17 protein-coding genes are annotated in these 18009 nt (G+C 44.1%); 11 read left to right on the plus strand and 6 right to left on the minus strand.

The annotated features are described in order from the left end of the window. Nucleotide 1: 1 nt before the first annotated feature. Genes DN53_RS03180 through DN53_RS03195 form a run of 4 tightly spaced genes read left to right on the plus strand, consistent with a single transcriptional unit; the run spans nucleotide 2 to nucleotide 4084 of the window. A complete protein-coding gene (locus DN53_RS03180; protein ID WP_129652957.1) occupies nucleotides 2-1432 on the plus strand; it encodes a CCA tRNA nucleotidyltransferase in 1431 nt (476 codons plus the stop codon). Continuing rightward, entirely contained in the window at nucleotides 1429-2442 is a 1014-nt protein-coding gene (locus tag DN53_RS03185) for a COX15/CtaA family protein (RefSeq protein WP_129652958.1), read from the plus strand. Before DN53_RS03180 ends, DN53_RS03185 begins: the two co-directional genes overlap by 4 nt. A gap of 43 nt (nucleotides 2443-2485) precedes the next feature. Continuing rightward, nucleotides 2486-2986, plus strand: a complete 501-nt coding sequence (locus DN53_RS03190; protein WP_129652959.1) for an IS1096 element passenger TnpR family protein — start codon at nucleotides 2486-2488, stop codon at nucleotides 2984-2986. Nucleotides 2987-3025: 39 nt separating this feature from the next. After that, nucleotides 3026-4084, plus strand: coding sequence for a nucleoid-associated protein (locus DN53_RS03195; protein WP_129652960.1), 1059 nt, complete (start codon nucleotides 3026-3028; stop codon nucleotides 4082-4084). Here the strand turns inward: DN53_RS03195 and DN53_RS03200 are convergent. Beyond that, nucleotides 4081-5157: a hypothetical protein gene (locus DN53_RS03200; protein ID WP_129652961.1), complete on the minus strand. Its 1077-nt coding sequence runs from the start codon at nucleotides 5155-5157 to the stop codon at nucleotides 4081-4083. The genes DN53_RS03195 and DN53_RS03200 overlap by 4 nt on opposite strands. Nucleotides 5158-5231: 74 nt before the next feature. Between DN53_RS03200 and DN53_RS03205 the strand changes: the two genes are divergently transcribed. The 4 genes from DN53_RS03205 to uvrB are packed head-to-tail and all read left to right on the plus strand — an operon-like array spanning nucleotide 5232 to nucleotide 10770. Further along, nucleotides 5232-6128, plus strand: a complete 897-nt coding sequence (locus DN53_RS03205) for an ABC transporter ATP-binding protein (RefSeq protein WP_129652962.1) — start codon at nucleotides 5232-5234, stop codon at nucleotides 6126-6128. A gap of 12 nt (nucleotides 6129-6140) precedes the next feature. Further along, complete coding sequence (locus DN53_RS03210; protein ID WP_129652963.1) at nucleotides 6141-6974, plus strand: ABC transporter permease; 834 nt, start codon at nucleotides 6141-6143, stop codon at nucleotides 6972-6974. 27 nt (nucleotides 6975-7001) lie between these two features. Continuing rightward, nucleotides 7002-8732 (plus strand): T9SS type B sorting domain-containing protein, encoded by a 1731-nt coding sequence (locus DN53_RS03215; protein WP_129652964.1) that lies wholly within the window; start codon nucleotides 7002-7004, stop codon nucleotides 8730-8732. A gap of 49 nt (nucleotides 8733-8781) precedes the next feature. Continuing rightward, complete coding sequence (gene uvrB / locus DN53_RS03220) at nucleotides 8782-10770, plus strand: excinuclease ABC subunit UvrB (protein WP_129652965.1); 1989 nt, start codon at nucleotides 8782-8784, stop codon at nucleotides 10768-10770. A gap of 102 nt (nucleotides 10771-10872) precedes the next feature. Here uvrB and DN53_RS03225 read toward each other — a convergent pair whose 3' ends face one another. From DN53_RS03225 to DN53_RS03240, 4 genes are all read right to left on the minus strand, one after another. Next, nucleotides 10873-11298, minus strand: coding sequence for an Hsp20/alpha crystallin family protein (locus DN53_RS03225; RefSeq protein WP_129652966.1), 426 nt, complete (start codon nucleotides 11296-11298; stop codon nucleotides 10873-10875). Nucleotides 11299-11414: 116 nt separating this feature from the next. Continuing rightward, nucleotides 11415-11816, minus strand: coding sequence for a TerB family tellurite resistance protein (locus DN53_RS03230; protein ID WP_129652967.1), 402 nt, complete (start codon nucleotides 11814-11816; stop codon nucleotides 11415-11417). Between the two features lie 213 nt (nucleotides 11817-12029). Beyond that, nucleotides 12030-13223, minus strand: coding sequence for an ADP-forming succinate--CoA ligase subunit beta (gene sucC / locus DN53_RS03235; RefSeq protein WP_116218257.1), 1194 nt, complete (start codon nucleotides 13221-13223; stop codon nucleotides 12030-12032). 128 nt (nucleotides 13224-13351) lie between these two features. Beyond that, on the minus strand, nucleotides 13352-13990 hold the full coding sequence (locus DN53_RS03240) for an LON peptidase substrate-binding domain-containing protein (protein WP_129652968.1): 639 nt from the start codon (nucleotides 13988-13990) through the stop codon (nucleotides 13352-13354). A gap of 161 nt (nucleotides 13991-14151) precedes the next feature. On the opposite strand from DN53_RS03240, the gene lysA reads away from it, so the two are divergent. The 3 genes from lysA to DN53_RS03255 all read left to right on the plus strand — a co-directional run bounded on the left by lysA (nucleotide 14152) and on the right by DN53_RS03255 (nucleotide 16390). After that, a complete protein-coding gene (lysA, locus tag DN53_RS03245; protein ID WP_129652969.1) occupies nucleotides 14152-15390 on the plus strand; it encodes a diaminopimelate decarboxylase in 1239 nt (412 codons plus the stop codon). Next, nucleotides 15391-15804, plus strand: a complete 414-nt coding sequence (locus tag DN53_RS03250) for a DUF3995 domain-containing protein (protein ID WP_129652970.1) — start codon at nucleotides 15391-15393, stop codon at nucleotides 15802-15804. A gap of 70 nt (nucleotides 15805-15874) precedes the next feature. Continuing rightward, on the plus strand, nucleotides 15875-16390 hold the full coding sequence (locus DN53_RS03255; RefSeq protein ID WP_129652971.1) for a thioredoxin family protein: 516 nt from the start codon (nucleotides 15875-15877) through the stop codon (nucleotides 16388-16390). 15 nt (nucleotides 16391-16405) lie between these two features. On the opposite strand, the gene guaB is transcribed toward DN53_RS03255, so the two are convergent. Beyond that, nucleotides 16406-17878: an IMP dehydrogenase gene (gene guaB, locus DN53_RS03260; RefSeq protein ID WP_129652972.1), complete on the minus strand. Its 1473-nt coding sequence runs from the start codon at nucleotides 17876-17878 to the stop codon at nucleotides 16406-16408. Nucleotides 17879-18009 lie beyond the last annotated feature (131 nt).

Genomic DNA, 18009 nt, shown 5'->3' on the forward strand with positions numbered 1-18009 from the left:
AATGACGCAGGAATTCCATAAAGAGGCCATACAACACCCTATTTTTCAGCTTATCGGAGAAGCTTCCGATGAATTGGGTGTGGATTCCTATGTGATTGGTGGATATGTCCGTGATTACTTTTTGAACCGAAAAACACCCAAGGACATTGATATCGTTGCCGTGGGCAGTGGAATTCAGCTTGCCAAAGCCGTGGCCAAAAAATTAAAGGGAAGACCGGACATATCGGTTTTCAAGAATTTTGGGACGGCCATGATCAAACATAAGGATTTGGAACTGGAGTTTGTGGGCGCAAGGAAAGAAAGTTACCACCGGGATAGCAGAAAACCCATAGTGGAAGATGGCACTTTGGAAGATGACCAAAATCGACGTGATTTCACCATCAATGCCATGGCTTTGGCACTGAACAAAGCTAATTTTGGGCAACTTCTGGACCCTTTTGACGGATTGGCCGATCTGGATAGGGAAATCATCCGAACTCCTTTGGAGCCGGGCATCACTTATTCCGATGATCCCTTGCGGATGATGCGGGCCATTCGGTTTGCCTCCCAACTCCATTTTACCATAGAATTGAAATCGCTCCAAGCCATTTCTGAAAATCAGGAACGCATCAAGATTGTTTCCGGGGAACGCATTGTGGACGAACTTCATAAAATATTGCTCAGTGAAAAGCCATCCGTAGGTCTTTCGTTGCTGCACAAAACGGGACTCTTGTCCATTATACTTCCTGAATTGACGGCTTTACAGGGCATAGAAGAGATTGAAGGGCAGCGGCACAAGGACAATTTTTGGCATACGTTGGAAGTAGTGGACAATATTTCTGAAACCACGGACAACATTTGGTTGCGATGGGCAGCACTTCTGCACGACATTGGAAAGGCGCCCACAAAAAAGTTCCATAAAAAAATCGGATGGACCTTCCATGCCCATGAATTTGTGGGGTCCAAAATGGTTTACAAACTCTTCAAGCGGTTACGGATGCCCTTGAACGAGAAAATGAAATTTGTGCAGAAAATGGTATTGATGAGTTCTAGGCCCATTGTCCTGGCCGAAGACCATGTTACCGATTCTGCGGTACGACGATTGGTATTTGATGCCGGCGATCATGTGGACGACCTCATGACCCTCTGCGAGGCGGATATCACCACCAAAAATCCCAAGAAACAAAGAAGGTACAAGAACAACTTCCAATTGGTCCGTCAAAAAATAGTGGAAGTGGAAGAACGGGACCACGTTCGCAATTTCCAGCCCCCGGTTTCTGGCGAGGAGATCATGAAAACCTTCAATTTAAAGCCCTCAAAGGAAATCGGCATCATCAAAGAGGCCATTAAGGAAGCCATTTTGGAAGGTGAAATTCCCAATGAATATGAGGCCGCTTACCAGTTTATGCTGGAAAAAGGCAAAAAATTGAACTTAAAAGTCCAATCGGAATGAAAACGAACAAAGCTGTTGTGTATTGGTTGTTGACGGGCTGCGCGCTCATTTTTGTGATGGTATTGGTAGGCGGAATTACCCGTCTTACCCATTCCGGGCTTTCCATATCGGATTATAAATTGATCCACGGCACCCTTCCACCCATGAACGAGCAAGCCTGGCAGGAGGCGTTTGACCTATACAAACAGTACCCAGAGTACCAAAAGCTGAATTCCCATTTTGATATCGAAGATTTCAAGGATATTTACTTTTGGGAGTGGTTGCACCGCTTCATTGGAAGGTTTATTGGCATTGTCTTTATTTTACCTTTCCTCTACTTTTTGTTCACTAAAAAACTGGACCGGCCTACCATTAAAAAATGTTTGGTCCTTTTGTTTTTAGGTGGATTTCAAGGTTTTTTGGGTTGGTATATGGTAAAAAGCGGGTTGGTGGACCATCCCGATGTGTCCCATTTCAGGTTGGCATCCCACCTCACCATGGCCTTCCTCACCTTTGCGTTCAGTCTTTGGGTGGCCTTGGACCTGATCTACCCCACTAAAAAAGAAATCAACCGCAACATACGAAACCTCATCCGTGTTGGGTATGTGGTCTTATTGCTCCAAATTATCTGGGGTGCCTTTGTGGCCGGATTGGACGCCGGTTTTATCCACAACCATTGGCCCATGATGAGTGAGGGAAAATTAATGCACGAGACCGTTTACATAGAACATCAGCCTGTAATAAAGAACTTTTTTGAAGGCAAGAGTGGTGTACAATTTGTGCACCGCTACTTGGCTTATATTGTGGTTGGATTTATAGCACTTATCTGGCATAAAACCCGAAAAGTGGAACGTACACCCCTTCAGGAAAAAGGATTGAAATTGTTACTGGCCTTGGTCGGTTTACAATTTGTTCTGGGAGTACTTACGCTAATATATGCGGTTCCCCTGTGGTTGGGCATTGCGCACCAAATCGGAGCATTTTTCCTGTTGGCGGCCATGACCTTTACCCTACATCGGTTCACCAAATAACACCTATTTGTCGTAAATTTGTGCCCACTCTAAAAATTTTTGGATGATTTATAAGATCAGGATTATTCTTGATGCTGAGGAAGATATCTTCAGGGACATTGAAATTGAGGATAACAACACGTTGGAAGAATTCCACAATGCTATAACCCAAGCCTTTGGTTTTGAAGGTGGTGAAATGGCCTCTTTTTATACCTGTGATGAGGAATGGAACCAAGACGAGGAAATCGCCCTGTTCGATATGAGCGAGAACGGTTCCGATGTGCGGTTGATGAACGAAACCGCACTGGATGATGTCATGACCGAAAAGACTCCAAAGATGATCTATGTGTACGATTTTTTCAGCATGTGGACCTTTTTTGTGGAATTGGCGGATATCGTGGACAAAGAAGATGGAAGAATATACCCCAATGTCCTCTTTAGTTTTGGGGAACTCCCGGATTCCCCACCAGAAAAAAAGTTCGAATCCGACCCTGATGCTTCCGTTGATTTTGACAATCTTCTAGACAGTTATGACGACATGGATTTTGACGAAAACTGGAACTAACAACCCCTAACTCCTAATTCCTAATTCCTAACTTAAAAAATGCTAAACCTATATTCCGCCCAAATTGAAAGTATCTCCCTCCACAGAGTAGGCAATAAGAGCAAGAACGAATCCGCCTTTTTGTCCGCGGAGCCTTTTTCATTGAATGATGAAATGGCCGGATTGCTCAAAGAATACTTCTTTAAGCCTTTTCGGGAGAAGGAAGAAAACTATTTTAGGTTCTTCAACGATGTGGATTTGGAGTTCAATGAGGTATACAAATCAGTTGCCGAATTGTTCTTGGATCACGGAACGGCGCACCAAGCCTCCAAAAAAATCACCACACACCTGTTTGAACAATCCAACCACCCCCACATCAAAAGCGGGGAAGTGTATGTAGTGCATTTTTCGGACATGGTCATCGACAATAAAAAGACCGATGCCGTTGGTATTTTTAAAAGTGAGCTGAAGCATGATTTCCTTCAATTCCAAGAAAAGGAACAGAACCTGGAAATTTTGATCCGCCAAGGCATCAACATCAACAAATTGGACAAGGGCTGTATCATTTTCAACATGGAAAAGGAAGAAGGGTTCAAAGTTTTGTCCGTTGATAGTAACCGCTACGATGCCAAATATTGGCTGGAGAACTTTTTGGGTATTGTTCCCTTGACCGATGAAAACTTTTATACCAAAAACTACCTTAAGTTCTGTCAAAACTTCGCCAAGGATGTGGTATTGCCCGCCGAGGACAAACAACAGGAAGTGCTGTTCATGAACCGCGCGGTGAACCACTTTGCCAAGAACGATGCCTTCGAAGAAACCTCTTTTTTAAATGAGGTGATGGAAAACCCGGAATTGATTCCCGAGTTTAAGCATTACAAGGTTGAAAAAGGCCCCAAATACAGCATTGAGGACGTTTCCAATTTTGATATTGCCAACAAGGCTGTATCCGATGCCCGGAAAAAAATCAAGAATGTCATCAATCTGGATACCAACATCCAGATAAAAATGGACTTCATCAATCCGGAATCCGCCCAAAAATTTGTGGAAAAGGGTTGGGACGAGGAACGGCAGATGTACTACTATTTGGTGTATTTCAACAAGGAGCAGAAGAGCTAGAATTTCTTCTCGATGATCTGTTTCATGCTCACATCCTCATAATTTCGTTTGACAAAATCCAACGCAAGGGCCAATACTTCGCCCATGGTTGTGCTTTTTTTGAAATCCATGTCCTTGGTAAGGTCATAGATTTCGAGCTTTAGTTGCTCAATGTTCTCTGGTAACGATATGGTATCCGGCTTAACGGCAGCAATCAACCTACGGATACGGTTTCCTGAACTTAAAATCCGTTTAGCCACAATGGAACGCTCCTCAATTTTATACTGGTCTACCGAATCTTTTTGCAGTTTGGTACGTACCAGTTCCACCATTTTATAATTCTCCTTAAAAAACTGGGGGCGGTACACCTTTAATTTCCCTTCAAAACACTGCTGGTCAAAATCAATGGCCCTGATCTTATAGACCACATGATCAAAATCATGGACCGGGACAATGACATAGTTATAAGAGCGCATATCGCCCAATAACCGAATCATACAACGCTCATTGAACTTCACAAATTCTTTGGCCAATTGGGCCTTCTCGGATTCGGAACATTTGGGCAGCATGTCCTTGATGAAGACATCCCCCGGAATCCCAGCAATATGTTCTTCGATAAGTGTTCCCTTGTAGACCAAAAAGTTAAGATTGTACGGGGAGAGCATATGCTCCAACTCCAAGCCGTATATCCGTGACGCATCGGTCTTCTTTACGTAAAAATAGGTGTAGTTGTCGTTGAGGATGTTCCGCACTTTGATACGGAAAGGTTGGGAATTCCCGAAGGTGCAAAAATCAATGGCATCAACATTCAAGTACTCCAGAATTCGATCACTACCATCCGAATGCAAAATAGAATACACCTGTTTTAAGCTCATATCGATTTCCTGCCGATCAAAATCCGAATAATACACCCTTACCCAAAGTGTGTCTTCCTCGTTGGCATCGTAGACCACCACGGAACCCGAAAAGCGGAGTAAATCATCATAAAAAATGGGGATTTCTATCTTTCTATTGTATTTATGGAGGTAACTATCCAGTTTTTTATGGACCGGATAGGCAGGCTTTTTCTTGGACATCAGTCTTTCCTCGGACATTCTTTTCCTATTTTGTAACAAATTACGCTATACCTCGTCAAGTTACTATAAACTAATCAAAAAACGATTCCATCTTGGAGACTATACTCACCGTAAATCACCTCACCAAAAAATTTGGCCCATTGACCGCGGTCAAAGACCTTTCTTTCACCATAGAGAAAGGTAACGTCTATGGTATTTTGGGACCCAATGGCAGTGGCAAGTCCACCACCTTGGGCATTATTTTGAACGTGGTGAACCGGACTTCCGGTGATTTTAGTTGGTTTGATGGCTCCACCTCTACCCATGAGGCCTTGAAGAAAGTGGGCGCCATTATAGAGCGCCCCAATTTTTACCCGTACATGACCGCTATCCAAAATCTTAAGCTGGTGTGCAAGATCAAGGAGGTGCCCGAAACCAAGATTCAGGAAAAACTGGAATTGGTGGGTCTTTGGGACAGGAAAGACAGTAAATTCAAGACCTATTCCCTTGGAATGAAACAGCGTTTGGCCATTGCTTCTGCGTTGCTCAATGACCCTGAAATCCTTATTCTGGACGAGCCCACCAACGGATTGGACCCCCAAGGCATCCATCAGATACGGGAAATCATTAAAAAAATTGCCGGACAAGGCACTACCATTCTTCTCGCCTCCCATTTGTTGGACGAGGTGGAAAAGGTATGCTCCCACGTGGTCATCCTTCGGAAAGGTGAAAAACTATATTCGGGTCTTGTAGATGGTATGATGGCCAGCCATGGTTTTTTTGAACTTCGCGCTACCGACATGGAACAACTAAAATCCTTTTTGGAACAGCATGCCAGTTTTGGGAAAATCGATAGTTTCAATGGTACCCTCACCGCCTATCTGAAGGAAGAAATGGACGCTGAATCGCTCAACAAAATATTGTTTGAAAAAGGCATAGTGCTTTCCCATCTGGTAAAACGCAAGGAAAGTCTGGAGCAACAATTTTTAAACCTGACCAAGAACAACTAATCCACCAAACGAATGCTACGTCTCCTACAAATAGAATTCATAAAGCTTTGGAACAATAGGGCCAGTAAAGTACTGATCATCTCCTATTTTATCCTATTGACCTCCATTGCGCTGATTGCCGCCATCAAGTTTGACATTGGCCCGGTACAATTCCACTTGGCCGACCAAGGAATTTTTAATTTCCCCTATATCTGGCATTTCAACACCTTTGTGGCCGCGATTTTCAAGCTATTTTTGGCCATAGTCATTGTTTCCATGATGGCCAACGAATACAGCAACAAGACCATCAAACAAAATTTGATAGACGGGTTTTCCAAAAAGGAGTTCCTCATGTCCAAGGTACTTACTGTGATTTCCTTTGCCTTGATTTCAACCGTTTTTGTGTTTGTGGTGTCCTTGATTTTGGGGTTGACTTATTCGGACTACAACGAGTTGTCCATCATTTTTTCGGATTTGGAGTTTCTATTGGCTTTTTTTGTAAAGCTGGTCGGTTTTTTCTCTTTCTGTCTCTTTTTGGGCATTTTGGTAAAACGATCGGCCTTCGCCCTTGGATTCCTGATTCTATGGACCATATTGGAGCAGGTCGTCTTTGGCCTACTGGGTTGGAAGGTCATGAGTTGGCCCGCCGCCAAACGGGTCAAGGATTTCTTTCCTTTGGAATCCATGATGAATTTGATCAAGGAACCTGGATCTAGGCTTTCCGCAGTACAGAATATTGGAGACCAGATTGGGGAAAACCTTCGGTTTGATTACCACACCTACTGGTACGAGTTTTTGATTGTTATCTGTTGGACGGCCATATTCATCTATTTGTCCTACCTACTACTCAAAAAGCGTGATTTGTAGTATCTTATGATGATTTAATCATCTTGGATGTTAAAAAAAGTACTCTTTTTTTTCACCTTTTCCTTCATGGTCTTTGCTCAAGCACAGGTATGTCCCAACTTGGTCAGTCCCGCTGAAGGTTCCTCCAATGTCCCTGTGGATACGGCCATCAGTTGGCAACCTGATGAGGATGCACAGGCCTATATTGTTTCCTTGGGAACCACTCCGGGAGGCACCGACCTCTTGGCTCCTCAATTTTCCGGAGGAACGTCCTACACCCCTCCGTTGGGGCTACCGGAGGATACGGACATTTATGTGACCATTACCTTATTCTTTTTTGACCAACCCAACATCACCTGCCCAAGTAGGCAATTTAGAACCGGGCTATTGACCTCGGCTCCTACTTGTACCCAATTGACCAATCCTTTGGATATGGCCGTCAATATAAACCCCTCCACTAATATCTCATGGGCCTATGTGTCAGGAGCCACTGGGTACCGTATAAGTTTGGGCACTACGGCTGGAGGCACAGATATTTTAAACAATTTTGACGCGGGAAATACGTTGACCTTCAACCCCATTGATGACCTCCCCCCGGAACAGACCATATACGTCACCATAACACCCTATAATAGAATTGGGCAAGCCATAGGCTGCTCTTCCCAACAATTTACCACCAGTGCCGTTTCTGAATTGCCCAACTGTACCAGCATGATCTATCCTCCCAACGGCGAGATCAACGTACCGCTTACACCTTTGCTGCAATGGAATGAAGTTTCAGATGCCATAGGGTATCGGGTAACTATTGGGTCATCTCCCAACCAAAGCGATATTTTGGACAATGCCACATTTTATACCAATTCCACGCTGGTAATTGACTTTGAGCCCAACAACACTTTTTTTATCAGAGTGACTCCTTTCAACGATGCCGGTGAAGCCGTGGGCTGCATTCAGGAAAGCTTTACCACCTTATTGGGGTGTGGGCCCTATTTGGATATAGACTCGGGGGAATTTGTAACCCTCAACCCAAAAATCAATTTCCCGGAAACCGTATCCTTTTGCGAAGACCAAGCTCCCTTATCCATTTCCTCAAGTGATGACGCAGATGGTTTTCGATGGTTTCAAGTTGATCAATTTGGCCAAGAAACCTTAATTTCCGAAACAAGGGAAGCCTCCATTCTAGAAGAAGGAACCTATAGATATGAGGCCTACACATTGGTTTCCCAAAACGGCAATGAGATAGAATGTCCAACAAGCATGGAATTCAATGTTGTCTCTTCCGAAACTCCGACCATTGACCGTTTGGACTTTGTTGAGAACACAAGTTCGCTCCAAGTTACCGTGCAAACCTTAGGAGCCGGAAGCTACGAGTATGCCGTGGACAATAGGAATGGGCCCTATTCCGACAGTAATATTTTCAGTGGATTGGAACCCGGTTCGCATACCTTTTACGTGCGGGATAAAAACGGATGCGGCATCGCCGAAAAAACATTCACCCAAGATCTTACGGTAGAAGGGTTCCCCAAATTTTTCACCCCCAACGGGGACAACATCAATGATTTCTGGCAATTCATACAACCTCCCAACGGGGATAAAATCATACTAAAACGTATTTATATTTTTAATCGGTACGGCACCCTTTTGAAGGAATTCTCCCAAAATTCAAGTGGTTGGGACGGCAATTTCCGGGGGCGACCGTTACCTGCCGGGGAATATTGGTTCAAGGCCATTGACGATTCCAACAGGGAAGTCCAGGGACACTTTGCCCTAAAGCGATAATATTTCCCATTCGCTTTATTATAGCCCCTCCCTTTACTATTTTTATCCTATGAAATTTCAGGTAGTATCAGACTTTAAACCGACCGGTGACCAACCGCAGGCGATAAAACAATTGGTAGAGGGTATTGAAGGCAGTGAACGTCATCAAACCCTACTGGGTGTGACCGGTTCCGGGAAGACTTTTACCGTGGCCAACGTGGTGGAATCCGTACAACGGCCCACGTTGGTATTGGCCCACAACAAGACCCTGGCCGCACAGCTGTATTCCGAGTTCAAGCAGTTTTTCCCGAACAATGCCGTGGAATACTTTGTGTCCTATTACGATTACTACCAGCCTGAAGCCTATATTCCCACCAGTGGATTGTACATAGAAAAAGACCTTTCCATCAACGAGGATATTGAAAAGCTCCGGTTAAGTGCCACTTCTTCCCTCCTTTCGGGGCGCAGGGATGTATTGGTGGTCGCATCGGTTTCCTGTCTATATGGTATTGGAAACCCCATTGAATTTCAAAAGAACGTGATCACCATCCACAGGGACCAAGTGATTTCACGCACAAAATTCCTGAAACAATTGGTGCAAAGCCTCTATTCCCGTACCACGGCAGATTTTAGAAATGGGAATTTCAGGGTAAAGGGTGACGTAGTGGATGTATTCCCCGGTTATGCGGACCATGCTTTCCGCATTCATTTTTTTGGGGATGAAATCGAGGAAATAGAAGCCTTGGACCCCTTCAACAACAAGGTCATTGAAATCTATGATTCCTTGAACATTTATCCGGCAAACATGTTTGTTACCTCCCCAGATATACTCCAAAATGCCATTCGACAAATACAGGATGATTTGGTAAAGCAAGTGGATTATTTCAAGGAGATTGGGCGACCCTTGGAAGCCAAACGCTTGGATGAACGAACGAATTTTGATTTGGAAATGATCCGCGAGCTTGGGTATTGTTCCGGAATTGAAAACTATTCCCGCTACTTGGACGGCAGGGAACCCGGTACCCGACCTTTCTGTTTGTTGGATTATTTTCCGGACGATTACCTTATGGTGGTCGATGAAAGCCATGTGACCATCCCTCAAGTCCACGCCATGTACGGTGGGGACCGCTCTAGAAAGGAAAATCTGGTGGAATACGGATTTCGACTTCCGGCAGCCATGGACAACCGTCCCTTGAAATTTGAGGAGTTCGAGACTCTTCAAAACCAGGTCATCTATGTGAGTGCCACTCCGGCAGATTACGAATTGGAACTGAGCCAAGGCATTTATGTGGAGCAGGTCATTCGCCCTACAGGGCTTTTGGACCCCATCATTGAGGTGCGACCCAGTGCCAATCAAATTGATGATCTGGTGGAAGAGATACAACAACGTGTGGAATTGGACGAGCGCACCCTTGTGACCACGCTGACCAAACGAATGGCCGAGGAACTGACCAAATATTTGGCGCGAATAGACATTCGATGCCGCTATATACACAGTGATGTGGATACCTTGGAGCGGGTAGAAATCATGCAGGATCTTAGAAAGGGACTTTTTGATGTTCTGATCGGGGTAAACCTGCTCAGGGAGGGATTGGATTTGCCTGAAGTCTCCCTTGTGGCCATTTTGGATGCGGATAAGGAAGGATTTTTGCGAAGCAATCGTTCTCTTACCCAAACGGTGGGCCGTGCCGCCAGAAACCTTAACGGGAAGGCCATCATGTATGCGGACAAGATTACGGAAAGCATGCAAAAAACCATTGATGAGACCAATTACCGCAGGGAAAAACAAATGGCCTATAATACGGAGCATAACATTACCCCGAAGGCCTTGAAAAAGAATCTGGACAATGCACTGGCCAAAAACTCAGTGTCCACCTATCATTTTCAAAAAGAAGAGTTACGGGCCGCAGAACCCGATTTGGCGTACCTGACCCAAGATCAACGTGAAAAACTGATACGGGACAAGCGCAAGGCCATGGAAAAAGCAGCCAAAGAGCTCAACTTTATGGAAGCCGCCAAATTACGTGATGAAATAAAGATGCTCCAGGAACAGGAATAAAAGAAAGCGCGCCCCGAACAGTACTGCAGGAGCGCGCCAACTAACTAACCAACTAATCCAACCATCATGAAACACCTATAGTTGGTGCTCTTCATATTTTACTTATCCGATTGAAATCAATCGTTTGGGTTTGGGCAATGCCTCTTGTTTTTTGGGCAAGGTCAACTTCAATATACCGTCCTCGTATTTTGCATCGATTTTGGAACCGTCTACGGTTTCCGGCAAGGTAAAGGCCCTTTTGAAGGAAGAATAGGAAAATTCCTTTCGGGTGTAATTATCCTTGGCCTCTTCATTTTCAGATTTCATTTCGCTGGAAATGGTAAGGACATCGTGGTCCACCTCTACGGTAAAATCATCTTTCTTGACCCCGGGAACTGCCAATTCCAATTCAAATTCCTTTTCATTGTCCTTGATATTGACCGCGGGGACCGTAGTGTTCCACTTATCGGTACCTCCAAGCCAATCAGGACCCATAAAATCGTTTAACAAGGATGGAAAAATCAGATTGTTTCTTTTTACTATACTCATGGCGATTTATTTTTTAGGTTAAACTTTCAATCACCATGCATAGGGCAAATTGTATACCACTAGCCAACACATGCCTATTTGACATGTTTTTAACATAAAATTATGTCAACATGTCATTAATTGTAATGTGCCTTGAAAATATTGATCAATACATCTGGTGGAATGACCTTATCGGGATAGTTGTGCATCACTTCGAGTACTTGACTGATAGCGGCCGGTGGAAGTCCCATATGAAGACCAATATTGTAGAGGGTACTCACTTCCTTTTTATGCTGTTCTTGGTCAACGTTCATCAAGAGCAACAACCTGTGGAACTGAACTATACGCTCTGCCTGGGTTTTAAGGATGACTTTAGGGGATTTTTCACTCAAAAGGTGGTCAAAGACTTCTTTTTCAACACCAAGGTTCGTTGCAACCTTGAGCAAAAATTGGTATTCAGATTCCTTCAAAGTATGATCCACCCTTGCAAAGGCAATCATCTCCGAAAGAATACTAAGTTTTTCCTTGTAGGTACCCATGGGCGCTCACTATTTAACAGGTTCCTCTAATACATAACTCCAAAACGCCCATTTTAGTACATTAAAAGCCGTTTTGGAAATCCTTGTCCAACACGGATTTTTACACCGAATCCCATATTCTTTGACGAACAGAAAAAGGTTTAAGCTAAAACCTTATAAAATAAAAAGGGCAACGTTTAAAACGTTGCCCCATATCTTGAATACAAAGGGAGATTATCCCAAAACTTCTTTTACTTTATCAGCAGCTTCCTGGAATTGTACGGCAGAATGTACCGCCAGTCCAGAGTTGTCGATAATTTCTTTGGCCAACTCTGCATTGGTACCCTGCAACCTAACAATGATAGGAACCTTGATGGCATCACCCATATTTTTATAGGCATCCACTACACCTTGGGCCACTCGATCACAACGTACGATACCTCCAAAGATGTTGATCAATATGGCTTTTACGTTGGGATCCTTAAGAATGATCCTAAAGGCCTCTTCTACCCTTTTGGCATCAGCTGTACCTCCTACATCCAAAAAGTTGGCAGGCTCACCACCGGCCATTTTGATCAAATCCATTGTGGCCATGGCCAATCCGGCCCCGTTCACCATACATCCCACGTTACCATCCAAATCCACATAGTTCAATCCTACTTCACGCGCTTCAACCTCAATAGGGTTTTCCTCGCGAAGGTCACGCATTTCAGCATAGGTCTTTCTTCTGTACAATGCATTGTCGTCAATGGATACTTTGGCATCAACAGCCATGATTTTATCGTCCGAGGTCTTCAATACTGGATTGATCTCGAACAAACTGGCATCACTTTGCTCATACGCCTTGTACAACGCAGTGACAAATTTTACCATTTCCTTGAATGCAGTTCCGGAAAGCCCTAGGTTAAAGGCAATACGTCTTGCCTGAAAAGGCAAAAGTCCAGTTGCGGGATCTATTTCTTCGGTAAAAATAAGGTGAGGAGTCTTTTCGGCTACTTCCTCAATATCCATTCCTCCTTCAGTGGAGTACATGACCATGTTTCTTCCTGAAGCCCTATTCAACAAAACGGACATATAAAATTCATTGGTCTCACTATCCCCAGGATAATACACATCCTCGGCAACCAACACTTGGTGTACTTTTTTACCTTCAGCAGATGTTTGCGGCGTAACCAGGTTCATCCCGATGATACTACCTGCCAATTCCTCAACTTCTTTCAAGTTCTTTGCCAGCTTAACACCTCCTCCTTTGCCACGGCCTCCAGCATGCACCTGGGCCTTGATCACGTGCCATCCGGTACCTGTCTCCTGTGTAAGTTGTTTGGCGGCATCTACCGCTTCATTGGCGTTTCGGGCAACAATTCCGCGTTGTATCCTTACTCCAAAACTGGCTAAAATTTCTTTTCCTTGATATTCGTGAAGATTCATCTGTGAATTAACTTTTGTTTGCCGACAAAAATAGAAAACCCCACTGAGAAATAGAAGGTGAAAAAAGAATAATTGCCGTCTAAGGCCACAACTATAACAATTAGACAGGATTTTATAGGATTATCCCATCAAATTTTAAAGTCCTGGAAGTCCAATGGATCAAAATTCTTGAAATGACCGTTCATTTCAATAACGGTCTTGGTATGGTTCACTTGGTTTAAAATGGCTGTAGTGGACTCCAAATGGTTTTTGATGAACAGCAACCGATCAGTCTCATTGGAAATCTGCAACAGTTCATACTCTTGTTCAAAAGAGAGTCCCATCTTATGGGCCAAGGAATAACTACTGAACTGTTTCGGGGAGATTTGGGTAAAGGGCACATCCATAAGCTCGTACAACTCCTCCACCTTGGCCAACACTTCGGCCCTCAGGTTTTCATCGGCACTGCTCTCCATATCCAAAAAATCAACGTCCCCGCCCGCATAAAGCTTTCCTTCCATTTGGTTCTCAAAGGAACGTATCTTAAAAACTTGCCGGGCCACACAGACCACATCCATTTCGCCATTGTCGTACGTGGTCACCACCTCGGCCAATTGTACTTCGGTACCATAGGAAAGGGTGTCATTGATAAAAACAGGAATCCCAAAAGTGATCGCTTCCTTTCTACAATCATTGATCAACTGCTTATACCGCTCTTCAAAAATGTGGAGCGGAACGGTTTCACCAGGAAAAAAAACAGATTGTAAAGGAAATAGCGGTAGTCTCATTGTTGGAGTTTGCCTAAATGTACAATGCGAAACCCAAAAGAGCAAGTCCAAAAACACACTGGTTGTTATTTTTGAAACAATTTGTTATAAATATATTTATGACGTTTTTATTCTTGTAGAACCCAAGTACAAGGCTTAGTTTTGCGCGAAAGACTAATGATATGAATTCCAAAAATTTATTGAAGCTCGCCGGTGAGTTCGGAGCCCCATTATACGTTTACGATGCTGAAAAGATAGCTTCGCAATACCACAGATTGACCAAAGCCTTTGAAGGCGTATCCAATCTTAGATTGAATTATGCTGCCAAAGCACTGTCCAACATCAGTATTCTAAGGTTCATGAACCATTTGGGAAGTGGCCTGGACACGGTCTCCATTCAAGAGGTGAAGTTGGGACTTCTGGCAGGTTTTGCCCCTGAATCCATCATCTTTACACCCAATGGGGTCTCTTTGGAAGAAATTGAGCAGGCTGCAGCACTTGGGGTTCAAATCAATATAGACAACCTGTCCATTTTGGAGCAGTTTGGAAGCAAGCATCCGGACATCCCCGTTTGCATTCGAATCAATCCCCACGTAATGGCGGGAGGGAATTCAAAAATCTCCGTAGGACATATCGATTCCAAATTTGGCATCAGCATACATCAGATTCCACATTTGCTCCGAATTGTGGAACTTACCAATATGAACATCAATGGTATCCACATGCATACCGGAAGTGATATTTTGGACATTGACGTATTCCTGTACGCCTCGGAAATCCTATTTGAAACGGCCAAGAACTTCAAAGATTTGGAATTTATAGATTTTGGCAGTGGTTTTAAGGTTCCCTACAAAAAAGGGGATATCCAGACCAATGTAGAGGAATTGGGCAAAAAATTGACAGACAGGTTCAATGAATTCTGCACCGAATATGGCCGGGAGCTTACATTGGCCTTTGAGCCCGGTAAATTCTTGGTAAGCGAGGCCGGATACTTCTTGGCCAAAGTGAATGTGGTAAAACAGACTACATCCACGGTTTTTGCCAGTGTCGATTCAGGATTCAACCACCTGATTCGCCCTATGCTGTATGGCTCAACGCACGAGATTGTCAATATTTCCAACCCCAAAGGAAGGGAACGGTACTATTCTGTGGTCGGCTATATCTGTGAAACGGATACTTTTGGCAGCAATCGCAGGATCAATGAAATCTCCGAAGGTGACATTCTTTGCTTTAAAAATGCCGGGGCCTATTGCTTTACCATGGCCAGCAACTATAACTCTAGGTTTAGACCTGCCGAGGTGTTATGGTACAACGACAAAGCCCACCTTATCCGGGAGAGGGAGACCTTTGACGACATCCTAAAAAACCAAGTAGACGTAAAGGAACTTTTTGAAGCACCCAAAAAGGAAGCCGTAAAATAAATGGAGGTCATAGCCCTGCTGCTTGCCACCGTGTTCATCTTCCTTTCGGGACTACATTTGTATTGGGTCCTTTTTGGCATCAAGGATCCTACCCAAGTGCTGCCTACCAATGAAGACGGCAAACTGTTGATGGGACCCGGAAAAATAGGGACGTTGCTCGTAGGGTTGTTTCTGGCATTTTTTGCATCCGTTTACCTCAACAAAGTATTGGAGTTTTTCAGTTTTGACGGATTGACCTATATCTCCTTTGGAATTGGTTTTCTATTTCTGGCAAGAACCATTGGGGATTTTAAATATGTTGGCTTTTTCAAGTCTGTGAAAAGCACCAATTTTGCATTCATGGACACGAGATATTACTCCCCATTAAGCTTGATGGTCACTGTGCTCATCTTCGTTCTGGAGATTTGGGGATGAATACTTTTTTGGCACAATTTTCGTTAGTTTTGTAATGATCGGTAGACCAATACCTCAAAACATCAGCACTATGCGCACAATTTTTACCCAAATCAGTTTGTTGTTTCTTCTTTTTGTAGGGTTTCAAGCCCAAGCACAGGATATCAATTGGATGTCTTGGGAAGAAGCCGTGCAGTTATCCCAAACCGACGCCCAGCCCAAAAAAATATTCATCGATGTATACACCGATTGGTGCGGATGGTGCAAGAAAATGGATAAGGACACCTTCCAAAATCCAGAGGTTTCAGCCTATATGCAGGATAACTTTTACATGGTAAAATTGGACGCCGAAGGCAAAGACCCCATCGAATTTCAAGGAAAAACCTTCAAATTTGTCCCTTCCGGAAGAAGGGGTTATCATGAGTTTGCCGCTGCTTTATTACAAGGAAAAATGAGTTATCCCACCGTTGTCTTTTTGGATGAGGATTTAAAAATGCTCTCCCCGGTACCCGGATACCAAAAAGTGGAACCCTTCCTTCAAATTGCCCGTTATTTTGGGGACAATATCTACAAGGATAAGGATTGGCAAACGTATGCTGGGAAATAAACCCAACTACTTTTACTACCTGCTGTAATTTGGACTTTCCTTGGTGATGGTCACATCATGCGGATGACTTTCATGGATTCCACTGGAGGTGATTTTCACAAACTTCCCTGTTTCTTTCAAGGTTTCAATATCCTTGGCACCACAGTAGCCCATTCCGGCACGAAGACCACCAATAAATTGGTGCATACTTTCGTATAGGTCACCTTTGTAAGGCACGCGGCCCACAATACCTTCCGGAACCAATTTCTTGATATCATCCTCCACATCTTGGAAGTAACGGTCTTTACTACCCGATTTCATGGCCTCTACAGAACCCATACCTCGGTACGATTTAAACTTTCGCCCTTCATAAATGATGGTTTCCCCTGGGGATTCCTTGGTACCCGCCAACAAGGAGCCCAACATCACCGTATCCGCACCTGCCGCAATGGCTTTGGGAATATCACCTGTATACCGTATGCCTCCATCAGCAATTACAGGAACGCCTGTGCCCTTAATGGCGGCAGCCACTTCCAAAACTGCGGAAAACTGAGGGAATCCAACACCCGCCACCACACGGGTCGTGCAAATGGAGCCTGGCCCAATACCCACTTTTACAGCATCGGCACCGGCTTCCACCAAATATTTGGCGGCTTCACCCGTGGCAATGTTACCCACTACCACTTCAAGTTCTGGATAGGATTTTTTAACTTCTTTCAAAATACTGACCACACCTTTGGTGTGACCGTGTGCCGTATCAATGATGATGGCATCCACCCCGGCATTTACCAAGGCACCTGCCCTATCCACCGCATCAGCGGTTACCCCAATGGCAGCGGCTACCCGCAAACGTCCATACTGATCTTTATTGGCAATGGGCTTTTGGGTAAGTTTGGTAATGTCCCTAAAGGTGATAAGACCGATCAATTCATCTTTGTCGTTCACCACGGGTAGTTTTTCAATCTTGTTCTCTTGAAGAATAACCTCGGCTTGTTGCAATGAAGTTCCCTCTCCTACAGTCACCAAATTTTCCGAAGTCATGACTTCACCAATGGGGCGGTCATCGTTTTTCTCAAAACGCAAGTCCCTATTGGTCACAATACCAATCAATTTTTTGTTCCCATCCACAATGGGGATCCCACCAATGCTGTGCTCCTTCATGTTGGCCTTGGCGTCCCTTACCGTAGAATTTAGGGGAAGGGTCACCGGATCCATGATCATGCCGCTTTCCGCTCTTTTTACCTTACGGACTTTAAGCGCCTGCTGCTCTATGGTCATATTTTTATGCAAGACCCCAATTCCTCCTTCGCGCGCCATGGCGATGGCCATACGAGATTCGGTCACCGTGTCCATTGCTGCAGAAACAATGGGAACATTAATTGTAATGTTTCTAGTAAACTTGGATTGGATATTGACTTCCCTGGGAAGTACTTCGGAGTAGGCTGGCACAAGTAGGACGTCATCATAGGTCAATCCTTCGCCAACAATTTTGTTAAGGTGGGCTTCCATTGCAATTACGAATTAATTGCGTGCAAATATACCACCTTTTTAATTCATATCTATCTATTTTGACATTTGCTTCACTAGAGATGTAATTTATTTTTATTTAGACTTATTATAAATAATTAATATCTTTATCG

This window comes from Flagellimonas olearia (assembly GCF_004150225.1).
Taxonomy (GTDB): Bacteria; Bacteroidota; Bacteroidia; order Flavobacteriales; family Flavobacteriaceae; genus Flagellimonas; species Flagellimonas olearia.